This window comes from Streptomyces sp. NPDC046261 (genome assembly GCF_040646235.1).
GTDB lineage: Bacteria > Actinomycetota > Actinomycetes > Streptomycetales > Streptomycetaceae > Streptomyces.
In genome coordinates this window covers 152,456-169,674 of the sequence record NZ_JBEYZU010000007.1, presented here as the reverse complement: position 1 = coordinate 169,674, position 17,219 = coordinate 152,456, and the positions used below count along the sequence as shown (strand labels likewise).

Sequence of the window (17,219 nt, the reverse complement as noted above, 5' to 3'; positions counted from 1 at the left end):
TGATGCTGCCGGCGCTTGAGGGTCTGTCCGTGTCGGACCCGGCGGTGGGGGAGTGGCTGGCGGCGACCGGTCGGTCGGCTGCCGCTCTGGAGGACCTCGCGCAGCGGCGCCCCCGGTGCGGGCTGGCCCGGGCACTGGTCGTGCTCGCGAACGACGAGGCGCTGGACGATGCGACGCTGCGCGGCGAGCTGGTCCAAGCCCACCGCGACGCCGGGGAGGCGGGTGCCCGGGATCAGTCGCTCGTCTATGCGATCTACCTGTTCACCCACCGGCACTATCAGGCCACCGCCGACCACCTGATCGTGCACTTCGCGCAGTTCCCGGCCGACGAGATCGCCGGGAGCATGCTGGGATCCTTCGCCCTCGCGGGCCCCCTGGAGTACCGCGAGCACGGCCAGGCTCTCACCGAGCAGCAGTACGCCCTCGCCGGGCCCGAGTCCTGGCCATGGGCATCCTGGCTGGCCGGGGCGCGCGCCGAACAGGGCCGCCCCGACGACGCCTGGGCGCTGGCCGAGCACGCCCTCCGGATCAACCCCCGATCGGGCCCGGCCGTCCACGCCCGCGCGCACGCCGAGCACGACCACGGCACCGGCCCCGCCTGCACCGCCTTCATCGACACCTGGCTCACCGCCGACCCCCACGCCCTCCAGCGCCGCCACCTGCAGTGGCACGCCGCCCTGCAGTCCATCGCCGCGGGCGACTTCGCCGACGCCCGCCGGCGCGCCGACACCGAGCTCCATCACGGGGACGTCGGCATGCGCTCGGCCACCAACTGGCGCCTGCTGCTGGCCGGACAGACCCCGGCCCGTATCGCCGGACTCGAACACGTCCACCGGCTGCTGGGCGAGCCCGGCGGCTGGGCCGAGGTGTTCCACACCTTCCAGCTCGCCCTCGGCCTCGCCGTCGCCGCCGACACCGACGCCCTCCAGGACCTGGCGCGCCGCGCCGCCGACGACCCCCGCGCCGACTACTCCGAGGTGCTCGCCCCCGTCGCCCTGGCCCTGGCCCACATCACCGCCGGCAGCCCCGGACGGGCCGTCGACCTCCTCACCGCTCTCGGCGACCGGACCGAACGCATCGGGGGCGTCCGGGTGGAACGCGAAATCATCCAGGACACGCTCGCCCGCGCCCTCATCGACGCCGGCCAGCCACAGCGCGCCGCCCACCTGCTCCACCACCGCACCACCACCCGCCGGCACCACACCTACGAAAAGCTCCTTCTCACCGGTCGGGCGACGAGTGGTCCGGGCCGGAAGAGCGGATCGTCATGAGGCTGCTTCGCTGAATCCGCTCAGCCCGCGCTTCTTTCGCCGGAGTCGGCCTGCCACTGGCGTCCCACCGCTCGAAGCAGCGCCGGATACACCCCCACGTACCGGAAGGGCTTGATACCCGCCATGTAGAGGGCGCCGAACAGCCCGTTCGGCTTCACCAGGACGGCCATCTGGCCGCGGTAGCCACCGGCTTCCTCATCCGGAACCCAGCCGATGTGCATCACCGCGTGCACGGTCCGGTTGGCTATCTCGGCCGCCCACTCGTCGCGCAGTTGGTAGACGGAACTGAACGGGCCCGAACGGAAGTCGGGCCCCCGGGGGCCCTCGCGGAGGTCCGCCGGCAGTCGGTCGCGCAGGGTACGCACCCGTGCGCCGATACCGGCGTCGGGCTTGTCCCAGCCGAGCAGTCGCCCGAGCTTCCAGCGGATGCCGAAGAGCAAGCGGTAAACGGGCGAGGAGACGGTCGCCTCGTCGTCCGCGATCTGCCGCACCAGGTGCGGCAGATCGTCCGGACCGCCCGGTGTCGGCAGGGCCCACACGTCCTCGACCTGGAAGTCGCCGGCGATCTCGTGGATCCGCCAGGGACGGGAGGTGTGCGCGGTTCTGGGGAGTCTCATGGGTGGGCCCCTATCTATACGACGCCGTATAAATCAAGCTAGCACCGCTATACGGCGCCGTATAGACGTCGCTAACATACAGACATGCATGTACGTAAAGAGCCGGACTCCGACCCGTCGGCCGCCCAGGGCGCGGTAGTTGGCCGCCGCCCCGGTCAGGCCGAGCGCCGTGCGCGCTCCCGCAGCGCCCTCCTGGAGTCCGCGGCCCGCGGCCTGTCCCGGTACGGCTAGGGCAATCTCGTGCTGGAGCAGGTGGCCGCCGAAGCGGGCTATACCCGCGGCGCGCTGTACCACCAGTTCAAGGGGAAGCAGGAGCTTGCCCTGGCCACCCTCGAGTGGGTCCTCGACACGTGGCAGCGGGAGGTGGGCGTCCTCGTCGAGCGCGAACCGGAGCCCGTCGCGGCGCTGCTGGCCATGGCGCGCGGCCACGCCGTGTTCTGCCGGCGTGACATCGCCCGCATGGCGATCGCGCTGCGGCTGGAGTTCAGCGGACAGGACCATCCGGTGGGGCGCGCGGCAGAGGACAGCTATGCCTCACTCATCGCCGATTGCGAGCGCCTCGTCGAGTCCGGCCGGGCGTCGGGGGCGATCCCGCCCGGCCCGCCGGCCCGAACGCTCGCACTCGCTGTCGTCGGCGCCCTCGAAGGAGCCGTCGTCTCCCTGGCAGGCCAGGCACCGCACGACGAGGTCCTCGCCGAACGCGCCGTGGCCGGCGTCCTGGGAATCCGCCTCACCAACCGGACGGAGGAGCACCGATGAAAATCGCGAAGGCCACCCACACCTCCCGCCCCTGGCGCGTCCACGAACTGGCCCGGGACTTCCGCGTCGAGGACGTCTGGGCTCTGCCCACGCCCGGCGGACCCGCCGACCTTCCGCTGCTGGTCGAGTGGTTCACCGAGGATGACGGCCCGAACCCGTTCTCCGGCGCCGCCGGTGTGCTCTTCTCGATCCGGGCGCGCCTGGGAAGGCTCCTCGGCTGGGACGGGCACGGTACGGGCGTCGGCTCGCGGGTGCCGTCGCTGCGGAGCCGGCTGCCCGAGGATCTGCGCGAGGGGCCCCGCGGTCCGGACCTGCCGTCGCTGCCCTTCACCTCCGTCTACCTGACGGACACCGAGTGGGCGGCCGAGAGCGCCAACAGCACCGTGCACACCGTGCTGCACGTCGGCTGGGTCCCGGACGGGACCGGCGGCCACCACGGTGAGATGACCGTGCTGGTGAAGCCGAACGGCCTGCTCGGCCGGGCCTACATGACCGCGATCGCGCCGTTCCGGCATCTGATCGTCTACCCGGCCCTGATGCGCATGGTCAGACGCGACTGGCGGGCGAGGACGACACCGGCGACCGGCCGCGCCACCACCGCGCGGGCGGCCGCCGCGCCACCGGCCGTCCACCGACAGCACGAGATCCCCGCGGAGATCCGCGCACTCGTCGGTCCTGAGAAGAACGGTTACGCCGACGTCTTCACTCTCGCCGCGGACGGGACGGCCACGTCACCGGAACAGTGGGCCCGCGCCCTCTTCGAGGACGTCGCCGGACTCCAGGGGCAGTTCATCTGGCGTGTGCTGCTCGGTCTGCGGCTGCGCCGGCGACCGTCACCTCAGCACATCGCCGGCTGGCGGACAGCCGAGCGCCGCGACGGCTGGATCCGGCTCGAGGCCCACTCCTGGATGCTGACCGGCCACCTCGTCGTCCGGACCGGCGACGGCCAGGTCTCGATGGCCACGGCCGTCCGCTACCGCCGGCCGACCGCGGCCCGCGTCTGGCCACCACTGGCGGCCCTCCACCGGCGCCTGGTGCCCGGCCTCCTGCGCGACGCCCACCGAATCGTGAACGACATTCCCGATTGATTGTAACTCCCCAGCAGCGGCTAGGCTTTGGTTGTTCTTGGGAAGGGGCGCTGATGGGCACCAGGTTTATTGAAGTAGACGAATCGCGACAAGGCGAGCCGGGAGTGCGGAAGGGAGGCAGAACATTGACAGTGGGGGATCAGTCCGTCACCCACGAGACGTGGGTAAAGGTAGAAGCTTACGACGACCTCGATCCGACCGTGACCGAGGATGTCCATCTGCACATGTTCGCAGTCCCGGGCATGGAAGTGCGGGTCGGGGCCGCGAAGGACGACGAGGACGGAAGCAGCGAATTCGAAACGAGGCTCATCCCATCTGTCCAGTATTACCAGATCGAGCTCGGGCCCGACTCGCTGAATAAGCTCCATGACGCACTCAAGCCCTTCATCGCAGCCGCGCAGGAATGCGAGCCGCCAAAGGGCCGCAAGATACGCGCCAAGTAGCCCGCAATGTCCCCTCCCGCGAGGGGGCATTGTCATATTGCGGACGGCGGTCGAGCGTCGCTCTTGACACCTTCGTGCGGGTGCGGAGCATCGTGACAGGGGAGGCCGGGGCACTGCCCACACGGTCGTGACAGCGGGGGACACGCATGCGAGGCGGTACGGGAGACGGTGGGGGACGGCTCGTGGCGGGTCGGTTCGCGCTGTCGCGCAGGCTGGGCGGCGGGGGTATGGGGACCGTCTGGCGGGCCCGCGACATGGAGTTGCAGCGTGACGTCGCCCTCAAGGAGGTACGGACGTTCGGCCCGGACAGCCCCGAGGACGCGGCCCGGGTGCGCGAGAGGGTGCTCCGTGAAGCCAGGGCGCTGGCCCGCATCCAGCACCCCCACGTGGTGACGATCCACCAGGTCGTCGACGACACCCCCTTCCCCTGGCTGGTGATGGAGCTCGTCGACGGGGTCTCGCTCGAGGAGCGGATGGCGTCGGGGCCCCTGCCTCCCGCGTTCGTCGCCGGGGTGGGGCGCGACGTGCTGTCGGCCCTGAACGCCGCGCACGAGGCGGGGATCCAGCACCGGGACGTGAAGCCGGCCAACGTGATCATCCGGCCGGACGGGTCGGCGGTGCTGACCGACTTCGGCATCGCCGCGCTGGACGGACCGTCCGGGCTGACCATGCCGGGCGGCGTCATCGGATCGCCGGAATTCATGGCCCCGGAGCGAGCCGCGGGCGAGGCGGGCGGACCCGCCGCCGACCTGTGGTCGCTCGGCATGTCGTTGTACGTGGCGGTCGAGGGCACCTCGCCTCTCCGCAGGGAGACCCCGCTGTCGACCCTCACCGCCGTACGGGAGAGCCCCGTACCGGCCCCCACCCGGGCCGGGCCCCTGGAACCCGTCCTGCGGGCGTTGCTCGCCCGGGATCCCGCGGCCCGCCCGACGGCCGCCCACGTGGCCGTGATGCTGACCGCGGCGGCGCGGTCGGCCGCCGCGACGACGGTGTCCACGCCGACGCCCCACCCGCCGACCGCGCCCGCCTGGCCGGAGCCACGCCACCCCCGCCAGGGCGGCTCTCCCACCACCACCGGGCACGCCACCCGGCGAAACGTCGCCGTAGCCGTCATCGCGGTGTGTCTGGTGGCCGTCGGTGCGACAGCGGCGATCCTGGGGCTTCGTGACGGGGGAGAAGACGGCCCGCGGTCCGTCGCCCCACACCCGTCGGCGACTTCTGCCACCGCACCGCCGTCAGCAACACCCGCCACTCCCCGCCCGGCCGTCTCCTCCGCGCCCGCCCCGCCACCGCAGGCGACGCGAGCGCCGGAGACGGCACAACCGTCCGATACGGCGCGGGTCGCGGGCGACGAGAGCGCGAACACCTGGATAGCCCAGCTCGCCTCGGTGAAGGTCTCCGAAGGGACGGCGAGCCGCGACCGCGAACTGGCCGCCGTACGGCGGCGGATACCGACCGCGAGGACGCTGCTCAGCGACGACTTCGCCGCACTGCGCCCCGGCTACTGGGTGGTGTACGCGCCCGGCCCGTTCCCCGACGGCCGCTCGGCCCTGTCCTTCTGCTCCTCGGTCGGCCGCACCACCGACGAACAGTGCGTCGGCCGCTATCTGAGCCATCGCCCATCGGACGGGGACCTGATCTGCGCTCACAGCCCGGACGGGGCCGCGAGCGGACGCTGCCGGCGCGACTGAGCCGGGTTCACCCCCGTCCACTCGGCGTGAGGAGGGACGCCAGTCCGGACGGCGTGGGGTGGGCGTAGAGGTCGCGCAACGCGACCGAGCCCAGTCCCGCCTTACGCACGGCGCCCAGCAACTGCACCGCGAGCAGGGAGTTGCCGCCGTTGTCGAAGAAGTGGTCGTCGGCCCGGGCGTCCGGCTGTACGACGGCCCGCCACACGGACAGGACCCGTTCCAGGGCCTCGGAGCCCGCGGCAGGGCCGGAGGCGGGCGCCCGCTCGGCCCGTTCGGCTGCCGGGGCGTGTTCCGGCAGTGCCGCACGGTCCAGCTTGCCGTTGATGGTCAACGGCAGCGCCGGCAGCGTGATCAGCTCCGCCGGCACCATGTAGTCGGGCAGCAGACCCGCGGCGCGCCGCCGGATGTCCGCGGCGCCCGAGCCGTCGGCCGGCACCACATAGGCGACGATCCGCGTGCGGGCCGGCCCGGCCTCCTGGCCGCGGACGACGACCGCGGCGTCCGTCACGCCGGGATCGTCGAGGAGCACCGACCGGACCTCTCCCAGCTCGATGCGGAAGCCCCGGAGCTTGACCTGGTCGTCCAGCCGTCCGGCGTGGTCGAGCGAGCCGTCGAGCCGCAGCCGCCCCAGATCGCCGCTGCGGTACAGGCGCCGGCCGGTGACGGCGTCGGTCACGAAGCGCTCGGCGGTGAGTTCCGGCCGGCCGAGGTAGTGCTCCGCCAGCCCGGCTCCCCCCACCCAGATCTCGCCGACCGCACCGGGTGGCAGCGGGCGCCCCCGGGCGTCGCGGACGGAGACGGACCATCCGGCGAGCGGGCGTCCCACACAGCGGGCGCGCCCGGCGGGGGCCCAGGGCCGGACGTCCTGGAGGGTGACGTGCACGGTCGTCTCCGTGATGCCGTACATGTTGATCAGCCGGCACTCGCCGACCGGGTGACGCCGGAACCACCCGCCCAGCACGCCCGGGTCGAAAGCCTCGCCACCGAGAACGACGATGCGCGGCGCCGGCCCTCCCGCCGACGCGTCGATCTCCAGCAGGCCGGCGAAGGCGGACGGGGTCTGACTCAGCACGGTGACGCCCTCGCGCACCAGCAGCGCGTGGAAGTCCTCGGGAGAGCGCGTGACCAGGTAGGGCACGACGACCAGGCGCCCACCCGTGAGGAGACAGCCCCAGATCTCCCACACCGAGAAGTCGAAGGCCACCGAATGGAAGAACGTCCACACGTCGTCGGGCCCGAGAGCCATGTCCTTGCGCGTGGCCTGCAACAGGGCGACGACATTGCCGTGCGGGACGACCACGCCCTTGGGCCGCCCGGTGGTCCCGGACGTATAGATGACGTAGGCGGGGTCGTCGGGACGGACGGCCGGCGGTTCCAGGTCCTGTGCCGTCCCCGCGGCGGCCGACAGGGCGGCGGGCGCGAGCACCGGCGTACCCGGCCGGGCGGGGAAGGTGGAGAGGGTGCTGATGACCGCGGTGAGCCCGGCGTCGTCCGCGATGTAGCGCAGCCGCTCGTCGGGCGCCTGCGGGTCGAGCGGTACGTAGGCGGCGCCGGCCTTCAGCACGGCCAACAGGGCGACCACCAGGTCGGCGGTGCGCTTGAGGCAGACACCGACGAAGTCGCCGGGCGCGACGCCCTGCCGCGCCAGGGCGCGGGCCCAGCCGGAGGCGCGCTCGTCCAGTTCCCGGTAGGTCAACCGCCGCGTCTCGTCGTTCACGGCGATGGCGTCCGGCTGGGTCCGGGCCAGCAGCTCGATGACGTCGGGGATCGCCGTGAGCTCCGCACCGCCCGGGGCGGTGTTGTCGCCCAGCGCGACGACGGCACGGGCTTGCGCGTCGGACAGCAGGGCGAGGTCACCGACGGTCCGCCCGGCCGGCGCCCGGTCCAGCCGGTGGGCGAGCCGCTCGACCTGGTGGGTGAACGCCTCGGCGACGGCCGCGTGCACGGCCCCGGGTGCCCGGGTGGACGTTTCGAAGACGACGCCGCCGGCGCCGGCGCCGTCCGGCTCCCGGACGAAGGTCAGGGCCAGCGGGAAGGCGTGCGGGGCGAACGGCAGATAGGTCTCATCGGGCCGGCGGTCCGTCAGGAAAACGCAGACGGCAGGGCTTTCCGCGGCTCCGGCTTCGCCCGGCTCGCGCAGCCGGGACTCCACCTGCTCGAGCAGCCGCCCGACCGGCAGATCCTCGTCGACCTCGACGCGCACCACCTTGGCCTCGGGGGCGTACCCGAAGTCCCCGGCCGACACGACGGCCAGGCGCACCACGCCGCTGCGCTCGTACCGGCCCAGGGCGACGGCGACGGCGGCGATGACGCTGCCAGGACGAACGGATGCCCACCCGACCGCCTCACGGGCCTCCGACGCCAGGCCGGGGCCGACGGCGTCATCGGCGTCATCACCCAGCCCCCAGGCGGGCGCGGCCACCGGACGCCGACCCGGGGTGCCGGGGGTGCCGGGGGTGCTCGGGGTGCCCGGGGTGCCTGCGGTGTCCGCGATGCCCGCGGTGCTCGGCTTGCCCGGGGTGCCTGCGGTGCTCGGGTCGCCGGGGGTGCCCGGATTGCTCGGGCTGCCCGCGGTGCCGGGGTCACCCGCGGTGCTCGGGTCGCCCGCATTGCTCGGGGCATCCGCGTCGCCTGGGGCGGTCCTGGTGCCCGCGGCGCCCAGGTCGCCCGCCCCGCCCGCATCGCCCGCGCCCGCGTCCGCCAGGGCGCCGAGCACCGTGGACGCCCCGGCGTCGGCCTCGGCGTCGGCGGTCGTCAGTTCGCGGGCCAGTCGGCGCAGGCCGGCGTGGTCCAAGGTTCCCCGGCGGGCGACGATGGCGAGGTCGGCCACGTCGTCCTGGTAGCGCGTCAGGACCACGCGCAGACCGGGGCCACCGGGCGCCAGCGGTCGCAGCGCCTCCCGTCGCCCTCGGGCGGAGTCGGCCGGGGGCGACGCGGTCGCGGCGTCCGCTGCCCAGTAGCTGCCGGCCTCGTTCAGCCGCGGCGAGGCGGCCGCCCGGGCGATCTCCGCCGCCGCCCGGCCGATGCGGGCGGAATCGGACAGCCGCAGCACGAGGCCGTGCTCGGCCGCGTCCCCGGGCACGGGCCGGGTGTCTGTCCCAGGGTGGGTCTGTTCAGTCATCTCTCATCCACATCGGCCGACAAGGTCGTTCATCGGGCGGAGAAGCCGCCGTCGACGGTGAGCGTGGTTCCGGTCACCTGCCGGGAATCGTCGCCGGCCAGCCAGAGCGCGGCGTTGGCGATCTCCTCGGGCTCGATCAACGCGTTCATGGGCTGGGCCGTGACGAAGGTCTGCTCGTGTTCGTCGACGTCCACGCCGAGGCTGCGGGCGATCTCGGAGAGCATGCGGCCCTCGACGTGGGGGGCGTCGCGCACCGAGCCCGGGCACAGGGCGTTGACACGCACCCGGAGCGGGGCGAAGTCGAGCGCCGCCGCCTTGGTCAGCCCGACCAGGGCGTGTTTCGCCGCGACGTAGGCGGCGAAGTGCCGGTACCCGACGAGGCCGGCCGTCGAGGAGACGTTGACGATGCTGCCGCCGCGCCGGGCGAGCATGGCGGGCGCGACGGCGCGGATCATCCGCCAGGCGCCGGAGAGGTCGACGTCGAGCATCAACTCCCACTCGTCGTCGCCGATCTCGTGGACCGGCTTTCCCGAGGGGGCCGCGATGCCGGCGTTGTTGACCAGTACGTCGATCCGGCCGAACCGCCGCAGCGCGGTGCCGACCGCCGCGCGCACCGATCCGGTGTCGCGGACGTCCGCGAGCACGGTCAGCGTGGACGCGCCCGACTTGCGGCACAGCTCGTCGGTCCGGTCCAGCTGATCGCGGTCGGCGAGCGGGTACGGCACGCCCGGGATGTCCGCGCCGACGTCGAGGAGTACCAGGTCCGCGCCCTCCTGGGCGAAGCGCACGGCGGTCGCGCGGCCGATGCCCCGGCCGGCTCCGGTCACGATGGCGGTCCTGCCCTCTAGTCGCACGGCGTCTCCAGGCCGGGGAGGGAGAGGGCCTCGGCGTCGGCGTGGGGGTGGAGGTCCGCGGCGACGAGGCGCAGCAGGTCCTCGGGCGCGTCGAGCAGGTACATGTGGCCGCCGGGCCGCTCCGTGTACACGAACGGTCCGGTCGTCACCGTGCTCCAGCGCGCGGCCTCGTCCGCGGCGACCAGGGCGTCGTCGTCGCCGCGCAGACAGGTGATCGGCGCCTGGACGGGGGTGTCGGACAGGGGGCGGTAGTTCTCGTGCATGGCGACGTCCGCGCGCAGCATCGGCAGCATCAGCTCCCGGAACTCGGCGATGTCGAAGGCCGGGTGGCGGTACCCCGCGAGCCGCTCCACGGCGGCGAGGAAGGTCTCGTCGTCGAGGTCGGCCGCGTTCTCGGCGCGGCCGTGGTAGGGCCCCGGGGATCCGCTGACGTAGAGGTGGGCCACCGGGATCTCGGTGCGTTCCTCGAGGGCGCGGGCGAGTTCGAAGGCGAGGACGGCGCCCATGCTGTGGCCGAAGAGGGCGACGCGGCGGTGCCCCGCCGCCGCGTCCACGGCGGCGGGAAGCAGGGCCTGGAGGGCCTCGGCGACGCTGCGGAACGGCTCTTCGTCGGTTCGCTCCTCGCGCCCCGGCAGTTGCAGGGGCGCCAGGAGGATGCCGGGCGGTGCCAGGTGACGCCACTTCCAAAACACGCTCGCGCCGGCGCCCGCGTAGGGCAGGCACAGGAGCGGTACGGGCCGGATCGTCATGGTGCTGGGTCTCGTTTCGTACGGTGCGAGGTGCGGCCCCTGCCGTGGTGTGCGGACGGGGCGGCACGTTCGGGGTGTGGGGGAGCCGGGAGCCGGGTCACGGCCGGACGACGGCCGCGGGCCAGGCCCCGGGCTCGTTGACGCGGGAGATCAGCGGGAGGTCGCGGATGTCGTCGTGATCGAGCACCCACATCAGGAACCGCTCGAAGCCCATGCCGAAGCCGGAGGTCCGCATCGGGGTCTCCTCCCGCATGCGGACGTACCACTCGTACTCCTCCTCCTTGACGTTGTGTATCGCCATGGACTTGCGCAGGAGGCCGGGGTCGACGTGGCGCTCACCGCTGCCGACGACCTCGCCCATCCCGAAGAAGAGGTCGGCGCAGCGGGCGCGGCCGCTGTCGTCCGCGGGGAAGCGCTGGTAGAACGGCACCGCCAGGGTGTCCAGGTCGTGCACCCACAGGAATTCGCTGACCTTGGCCATCAGCAGGCGCTCGCCCTTGCGGGTCAGGGACCGCCAGTCGCCCTCGTCGCGGACGCAGCCGTCCTCACCCTCGACGATCTTCACGGCCTCGTCGAAGGTCAGCCGCTCGAAGGGGGCGGTGTGGCCGGCCATGCGCTCGATGTGGGAGACGTCGCCGCGCGCGGCGACGAGCCGGTCACCGTGCTGGTCGAGCACGGCCGTGGCCAGCGCCTTGACGTAGCCGTCGACGTAGCGGATGAGGTCGTCCATCCCGCCGGGGATCTCGGCCTCGCTGTGCGTGAACTGGTTCAGGTGCGTCGCGTCCGGCGTCTCGCCGCGGAAGGTCGGCAGGATGCTGTAGCACCCGCCGGGCGAGAGTCGGCAGCCGTACTCCAGCGCGAACTGCATCGAGTCCGCCAGGTAGGTGTCGACGCCGCCGATGTCGACCTTGACCGCCTCGGTGTCGCTGCCCAGCGCGGTCGGGCAGGTGACCGTACGGGTTGTGATCGGCAGCCAGAGGTGCTTCAGGCCCTGCGAACGCGCGTACTCCATCGTCGCCCAGTGCAGGGTTTCGTGGAGATCGGCCACGAGCTGGTACCAGGGCGAGCGCAGGGCCCGGACGAAGGCGCCCGGTTCGTTGCTGGCGTAGGTCGCCGGAGGGGTGACACTCGGAGTGGACGAAGCGTGCTGCGACATGGGTTGCCCCTTGTTACTGGTGCGCGGATGAGGTCGGGGGGATGTTCTGGTTGGCGGACAACACGTTCTCCGGGTCGAAACGGCGCTTGAGCTCCGCCAGCCGCGCGTACCGCCGGGCGCCGTACACCTCGGCGACCTTGCCCGGCTCCTCGTCCTGGAGGTAGTTGACGTAGGCCCCGCCGTACTGCCACGGCGCGAGCCGCTCCACGCCCTGACGGCTCCAGGCCGCGTTGGCCCGGTCCTGCGCGGGATCGGTCCACTGGGACGAGACGGTGACGATGTAGGGGGCGTCCCGGCGCGGGAAGGCGGAGTCCTCGTCGGCGACGTCGGTGATGGCGCCGCGCAGGTACTCGAAGTCGATGGACGAGAGCGGGGACACCATCGTCTCCGCGGTCGCGAGCAGCTCGCCGGCCGCGCCCCCGGTGAGCCCGGTGAGATAGCAGGACTTGGTGAAGTAGCGGTTTCCGTGCGGCTCGCCGTGGTCGCCCAGGGCCTGGAGCTCGGCGTAGCTCATACGGCGGACGTCGCTGCCGGCGGCCGCGGCGAACAGCGGCTCCGTCCGGGCCGGGCCCTGGTCCGGGTCGCCGAACCAGGCCGCGGTGAGGAACAGCGCCGGCTTGCCCCGCAGTTCGACCGGCACCCAGTCCTGTTGGCCGGCGTACTTGAGGGCGCCGACGGCGTGCAGATCGTTGCCCTGGGCCTCGGCGAACTCGCGGTACCGGGCGAGTGCCCGCGGCCCGTCGGCGAGGGGGAAGACACCGGTGTGGTGGTGCACCGGGCCGACCGGGCGCAACCGGAGCGTGAAGCGGGTGACGACGCCGAGGTTGCCGCCGCCGCCCCGCAGCCCCCACAGCAGCTCGCCGTTCCGGTTCTCGTCCGCCACCACGACGCTGCCGTCGGCCAGCACCACTTCGGCGGCCAGGATGTGATCGCAGGTCAGGCCCCACTTGCGGGCCAGCCATCCGTAGCCGCCGCCCAGGGCGAGGCCGCCGAGGCCCGTGTGCGAGACGACGCCGGCCGGGCACGCCAGGCCGTGCGCGGTGGTCGCGGCGTCCACGTCGGCGAGCAGGCAGCCGCCCTGGGCGTGGGCGATCCGCCGCTCCGCGTCGACCTCCACGTCCCGCATGAGGGAGAGGTCGATCATCACGGCGTCGTCGGCGAGGGCGATGCCCGCGACGTTGTGGCCGCCGCCGCGGACGGTCACCGCCCGCCCGCTCGCCCTGGCGTAGCGCAGGGCGGCGCTGACGTCGGCCGCGCCGGTGCAGCGCAGGATCATGCTCGGGCGGCGGTCGTGCATGCCGTTCCAGACCGCTCGCAGCTCGTCGAAGTCAGGGTCGGCCGGCCCCACGACCGGGCCCTGGAAGCGGCTGCGCAGCTCCGACTCGGCGGCGGGTGAGGGGGTCGGTTCCAACAGTTCGGTCACGGGTGGTGCCTGCCTTCCGATGGCTCGCGTTCGTCGCCCTCGCGGGCGGTCAGGTGGGGCGTGATGATCCGGGCGATGCGGCGGCGCGGTTCGGCGTCCATGGCCTCCTCGTGTCGGCACTCCAGGTCGTGCTCGGTGAAGGCCGCCAGATACGGATCCCAGGACCGCAGACTCGGCCGACCGGCGCCGCGGCTACGGGTGGCCGTGAAGTAGACGGTGCGGCCGGTGAAGCGCGCGGGGCGGTGCCGGGCCACCAGACGGCCGGCGTTGACCCCGACCCGGACCATCCGGTCCAGCACCCCGGCCGTCAGGCCCAGCCGCTCACGGGCGGCCGACCGCAGTCTGTCCAGCACGCCCTCGATGTCCGCCTCGATCTCGGACGGACCGGGGATCTCAGGGGCGAGCGTGGCCAGCAGGCCGAACTCGTCCCACTGCTCAGGGGTGGCGTAGTCCGGGCAGGGCCAGACCTCACCGGGGTAGGAGTCGACCAGGACGAGCAGCTCGACGTGGTGGCCCTCGCTCTCCAGGCGTGCCGCCAGCGCCTGGGCGATGTTGCCGCCCAGCGACCAGCCGAGCAGCCGGTAGGGGCCCTCCGGCTGCACACCGCGGATCTCGTCGAGCAGCCGCCCCGTCATTTCGGCCAGGTCCGCGGGCGGGCTGGCCCCTTCGGCCAGACCCGGGGCCTGGAGCCCGTACAGCGGCACGGCGGGCGGCAGGTGCGCGGCCAGCCCGGCGTAGCTCCAGGCCAGACCCGTCGCGGGATGCACGCAGAACAGCGGCCGGCTGCCCGCGCCGGCCCGCAGCGGGAGCAGCACGCCGAAGTCGTCACCGGCGTCGTGCGCCCCGCTCGCCGCGAGGATCCCCGCCACGGTCGGTGCCGTCAGGAGCGACCGCACCGTGACGTCCAGCCCCATCACCGTGCGCACGCGGCTGAGCAGACGCATCGCCAGCATCGAGTGCCCGCCGAGATCGAAGAAGCTGTCCTCGACGCCGACCCGGGGCACACCCAGCACCTCGCAGAAGAGGCCGCACAGCAGCTCCTCCTGCGGGGTGCGCGGCGGCACGCCCGCCTCGTCCGTGGCCGGCCCGGGGACGGGCAGGGCCTTGCGGTCGATCTTGCCGTTGGGTGTCACGGGGAGTTCGCCGACGCACATGAACGCCGAGGGGACCATGTAGTCGGGCAGCCGCTCGACGGCATGCCGCCGCAACTCCGCCACGTCGGGCGCCACGCCCGGCACGGGGACCACATAGGCGACCAGGCGGGTGTCGCCGTGCGGCTCCTCGCGCGCCAGCACGAACGCCTGGTGGACGAGGGGGTGCTGTTCCAGGACGGTCTGCGCCTCGCCGGGTTCGACCCGGTGCCCCCGGATCTTCACCTGGTGGTCGGCCCGGCCGATGAACTCCAGCTCACCGGCGGCGTTCCAGCGGACGAGATCACCCGTGCGGTACATCCGCTCGCCGGGCCCGCCGAACGGATCGGCCACGAAGCGCTGGGCGGTGACGCCGACCCGTCCGGCGTATCCGCGGGCCAGGCCCGCGCCGCCGACGTAGAGCTCGCCCACGGCGCCGGCCGGCACCAGCTGGAGCAGGTCGTCCAGGACGTAGGCGCGCATGTTGCGCAGCAGCTGACCGATGGGCGCCCGCCTGCGGCGGAAGTCGTCGCCGGCGCGGATCACCGAGATCGACACGTCGTCGGAGCACTCGGCGGGCCCGTAGACGTTGGCCAGCGGGATGCCGGGGTGGCGGGCGAACCACCGGTCGACCAGGTCGGGGGGAAGCTCCTCGCCGTGCACGAGCATCCAGCGCAGCCCCCGCAGCAGGCCGACGTGGCGGTCGTCGAGATCCCACAGGTCGAGGATCGCCCGCAGTACCTGCGGCACGATCTGCAGGACCGTGATGCCCTCCGCCGCGACGCACCGCGCGAGCGCCAGCGGGTCGCGGATGGTGTCCTCGTCCAGTACGTGGACCCGGCCGCCCGCCACCGGCATGGTCAGCGCCTGCCAGACGGCGACGTCGAAGGTCAGCGGCGCGTTGAACGCCATGACGTCGCGCTCGTCGAGGCCGTAGAGCTCGATGATGGCGAGCAGATGGTTCGACAGCCCCCGGCGGGGCACCAGGACGCCCTTGGGCCGGCCGGTGGAACCGGAGGTGAACACGGCGTAGGCGAGGTCGAGCGGGTGCGTCCCGTCAGCCGGCGAGGCTTCCCGGCCGGCCGGGGGAAGGACGTCCGCCCGCGGTTCGACGGGCCGGACGCCCCCGGTGTCCGCCGGCGGCCCGGCGGTGTGCTCCCGCGCACCGGGCTCGGTCAGCACGTACCGCGCGCGGCTGTCGGTGAGCATCCCCCGCGCCCGGTCCGGCGGCAGCGCGGCGTCCAGCGCGAGGTAGCCGGTGCCGGCCCCGAGCGCGCCGAGCGCGGCCGTGACGAACCAGGTGCTGCGCCGGGAGACGATCGCGGTCAGGTCGCCGGCCCGGGCACCGGCCGCCGTCAGGGCGCGGGAGACCGTGGCCGCGGCGTCGGCGAGCTCCCGGTAGGTGTACCGGGCGTCCGCCCCGGACACCGCCACGGCATCCGCCCGCCGGGCCGCCCACGCCTCGATCGTCCGCGCGAAGTCGACGGCCTCCTCGACGGCTTGCGGGCCGTTCCACTGCACGAGCTGCCGGTACTCCTCGGCCTTGGCCAGCACCGGAAGCTCGCGCAGCCGCACCGCCGGGTCGTCGGCGACCCGCTCCAGCACGCGTTCGAGGCGCTCGGCCAGAAGCCGGACCGCGCCCTCGTCGAAGAGGTCCGTCGCATACTCGAAGGCCATGCGCAGCCCGTCCGGGCGCCCGGAGGCGTCGCGCCGGTCCTCGAAGTCGACGGAGAGGTTGAACTTCGAGGTCCGCGTGGCCAGGCGCAGCAGCTCGGCGGTCAGCCCGGGCAGCCGCAGCGCGTCGCCCCGACTGCCCTCGTGCAGGGCGAGCATCACCTGGAACAGCGGGTGCCGGGAGGCCGACCGCTTCGGGTTCAGCGCCTCGACGAGCCGGTCGAAGGGCACGTCCTGATGTCCGTAGGCGTCGAAGTCGGCGGTCCGTACCCGGGCGAGCAGCTCCGCGAAGGTGGGGTTGCCGGAGGTGTCGGTGCGCAGCACGAGGGTGTTGACGAAGTAGCCGACCAGAGGGTCGAGTGCCTCCTCGACCCGGCCCGCCGTAGGGGTGCCGAACGGCAGGTCGGTCCCCGCGCCGCAGCGGGTGAACAGTGCGGCGACCGCCGCCTGGAGCAGCATGAACAGGCTGCAGCCGTGCTGCTGGGCGACGTCCAGCAGCCTGCCGTGCAGGGCCGCGCCGAGCGCGTGGTCGTAGGTGTCACCGGTGACCTCACCCTCCGCGCGCGTCGCGGGCGGGCCGCCCCCGTGGCCCGGCAGTACGAGCTCGTCGGGCAGCCCGGACAGGGTCGTGCGCCAGAACCGCAGCTGCCGGCTGACGAGGCTGTCGGGGTCCTCGTCGTCGCCCAGCAGCTCCCGCTGCCACAGGGTGTAGTCGCTGTACTGCACCGGCAGCGGGTCCCAGTCGGGGGCGCGGCCCTCGAGCCGGGCGGCGTACGCCGTGCTCAGGTCCCCCAGCAGCGGTGTCAGTGACCAGCCGTCGCAGACCGCGTGGTGCAGCACCAGCGCGAGTACGTGCTCCCGGTCGCCCACCCGGATCAGCCAGGCGCGTGTCGGCAGGTCGCCGGCCAGGTCGAAGGGCTCGCCGACGACGTCCCGGAGCACCGCGTCGAGTGACGGCCGGCCGGTGTCCAGCCGGACCAGGCGGAAGCCGCTCCCGGCCGTGGGGAGGATGCGCTGGTACGGCACCCCCTCGCGCTCGCCGAAGACGGTGCGCAGGCTCTCGTGACGGGTCAGCACGTCCAGCAGCGCGTTCTCGAGCGCCGGCACGTCGAGGGTGCCGGTCAGCCGCGCCAGCACGGGAACGTTGTAGGTGGAGCTGGGCCCCTCGAGGCGGTTGAGGAACCAGAGCCCCTGTTGGGCGTAGGACAGCGGGAACACGCTCACTCCTTGGGGTCCCTGGCCG

At 73.4% G+C, this 17,219-nt stretch carries 13 protein-coding genes; 6 read left to right on the top strand and 7 right to left on the bottom strand.

The window, feature by feature from the left end; translation table 11 throughout:
• Positions 1–2: 2 nt before the first annotated feature.
• A complete protein-coding gene (locus ABZ956_RS15895) occupies positions 3–1,271 on the top strand; it encodes a hypothetical protein (protein WP_361892877.1) in 1,269 nt (422 codons plus the stop codon).
• A gap of 20 nt (positions 1,272–1,291) precedes the next feature.
• On the opposite strand, the gene ABZ956_RS15890 is transcribed toward ABZ956_RS15895, so the two are convergent.
• On the bottom strand, positions 1,292–1,888 hold the full coding sequence (locus ABZ956_RS15890; protein WP_361892874.1) for a DUF2867 domain-containing protein: 597 nt from the start codon (positions 1,886–1,888) through the stop codon (positions 1,292–1,294).
• Positions 1,889–1,972: 84 nt separating this feature from the next.
• Between ABZ956_RS15890 and ABZ956_RS15885 the strand changes: the two genes are divergently transcribed.
• From ABZ956_RS15885 to ABZ956_RS15865, 5 genes are all read left to right on the top strand, one after another.
• Positions 1,973–2,119: a hypothetical protein gene (locus ABZ956_RS15885; RefSeq protein WP_361892871.1), complete on the top strand. Its 147-nt coding sequence runs from the start codon at positions 1,973–1,975 to the stop codon at positions 2,117–2,119.
• A gap of 9 nt (positions 2,120–2,128) precedes the next feature.
• The gene (locus ABZ956_RS15880; RefSeq protein ID WP_361892868.1) at positions 2,129–2,647 is read left to right on the top strand and encodes a TetR/AcrR family transcriptional regulator; all 519 of its coding nucleotides are present in this window, start codon (positions 2,129–2,131) and stop codon (positions 2,645–2,647) included.
• Positions 2,644–3,735 carry a DUF2867 domain-containing protein gene (locus ABZ956_RS15875; RefSeq protein ID WP_361892865.1) on the top strand — a complete coding sequence of 364 codons (1,092 nt, stop codon included), beginning with the start codon at positions 2,644–2,646 and terminating at the stop codon, positions 3,733–3,735. The genes ABZ956_RS15880 and ABZ956_RS15875 overlap by 4 nt, the downstream gene beginning before the upstream one ends.
• A gap of 53 nt (positions 3,736–3,788) precedes the next feature.
• Complete coding sequence (locus tag ABZ956_RS15870) at positions 3,789–4,178, top strand: hypothetical protein (protein ID WP_361892862.1); 390 nt, start codon at positions 3,789–3,791, stop codon at positions 4,176–4,178.
• Between the two features lie 182 nt (positions 4,179–4,360).
• Positions 4,361–5,869, top strand: coding sequence for a protein kinase (locus tag ABZ956_RS15865; RefSeq protein WP_361892860.1), 1,509 nt, complete (start codon positions 4,361–4,363; stop codon positions 5,867–5,869).
• Between the two features lie 7 nt (positions 5,870–5,876).
• Here the strand turns inward: ABZ956_RS15865 and ABZ956_RS15860 are convergent, their stop codons facing one another.
• The 6 genes from ABZ956_RS15860 to ABZ956_RS15835 form a co-directional block, all read right to left on the bottom strand.
• Complete coding sequence (locus ABZ956_RS15860; RefSeq protein WP_361892857.1) at positions 5,877–8,990, bottom strand: amino acid adenylation domain-containing protein; 3,114 nt, start codon at positions 8,988–8,990, stop codon at positions 5,877–5,879.
• A gap of 29 nt (positions 8,991–9,019) precedes the next feature.
• Entirely contained in the window at positions 9,020–9,844 is an 825-nt protein-coding gene (locus ABZ956_RS15855) for a mycofactocin-coupled SDR family oxidoreductase (RefSeq protein WP_361892854.1), read from the bottom strand.
• Positions 9,835–10,593: an alpha/beta fold hydrolase gene (locus ABZ956_RS15850; protein WP_361892851.1), complete on the bottom strand. Its 759-nt coding sequence runs from the start codon at positions 10,591–10,593 to the stop codon at positions 9,835–9,837. Before ABZ956_RS15850 ends, ABZ956_RS15855 begins: the two co-directional genes overlap by 10 nt.
• A gap of 97 nt (positions 10,594–10,690) precedes the next feature.
• Entirely contained in the window at positions 10,691–11,749 is a 1,059-nt protein-coding gene (locus ABZ956_RS15845) for an amino acid--tRNA ligase-related protein (protein WP_361892848.1), read from the bottom strand.
• Between the two features lie 13 nt (positions 11,750–11,762).
• Positions 11,763–13,172 (bottom strand): FAD-binding oxidoreductase, encoded by a 1,410-nt coding sequence (locus ABZ956_RS15840; protein WP_361892846.1) that lies wholly within the window; start codon positions 13,170–13,172, stop codon positions 11,763–11,765.
• A complete protein-coding gene (locus ABZ956_RS15835; RefSeq protein ID WP_361892843.1) occupies positions 13,169–17,194 on the bottom strand; it encodes an amino acid adenylation domain-containing protein in 4,026 nt (1,341 codons plus the stop codon). The genes ABZ956_RS15840 and ABZ956_RS15835 overlap by 4 nt, the downstream gene beginning before the upstream one ends.
• Between the last annotated feature and the right edge of the window lie 25 nt (positions 17,195–17,219).

What these genes read in the sequence shown, in the direction of transcription:
- ABZ956_RS15845 (WP_361892848.1), bottom strand. Translation starts at nt 11,749, where the DNA reads ATGTCGCAGCACGCTTCGTCCACTCCGAGTGTCACCCCTCCGGCGACC.
- ABZ956_RS15875 (WP_361892865.1), top strand. Translation starts at nt 2,644, where the DNA reads ATGAAAATCGCGAAGGCCACCCACACCTCCCGCCCCTGGCGCGTCCAC.
- ABZ956_RS15890 (WP_361892874.1), bottom strand. Translation starts at nt 1,888, where the DNA reads ATGAGACTCCCCAGAACCGCGCACACCTCCCGTCCCTGGCGGATCCAC.
- ABZ956_RS15860 (WP_361892857.1), bottom strand. Translation starts at nt 8,990, where the DNA reads ATGACTGAACAGACCCACCCTGGGACAGACACCCGGCCCGTGCCCGGG.
- ABZ956_RS15895 (WP_361892877.1), top strand. Translation starts at nt 3, where the DNA reads ATGCTGCCGGCGCTTGAGGGTCTGTCCGTGTCGGACCCGGCGGTGGGG.
- ABZ956_RS15885 (WP_361892871.1), top strand. Translation starts at nt 1,973, where the DNA reads ATGCATGTACGTAAAGAGCCGGACTCCGACCCGTCGGCCGCCCAGGGC.
- ABZ956_RS15870 (WP_361892862.1), top strand. Translation starts at nt 3,789, where the DNA reads ATGGGCACCAGGTTTATTGAAGTAGACGAATCGCGACAAGGCGAGCCG.
- ABZ956_RS15850 (WP_361892851.1), bottom strand. Translation starts at nt 10,593, where the DNA reads ATGACGATCCGGCCCGTACCGCTCCTGTGCCTGCCCTACGCGGGCGCC.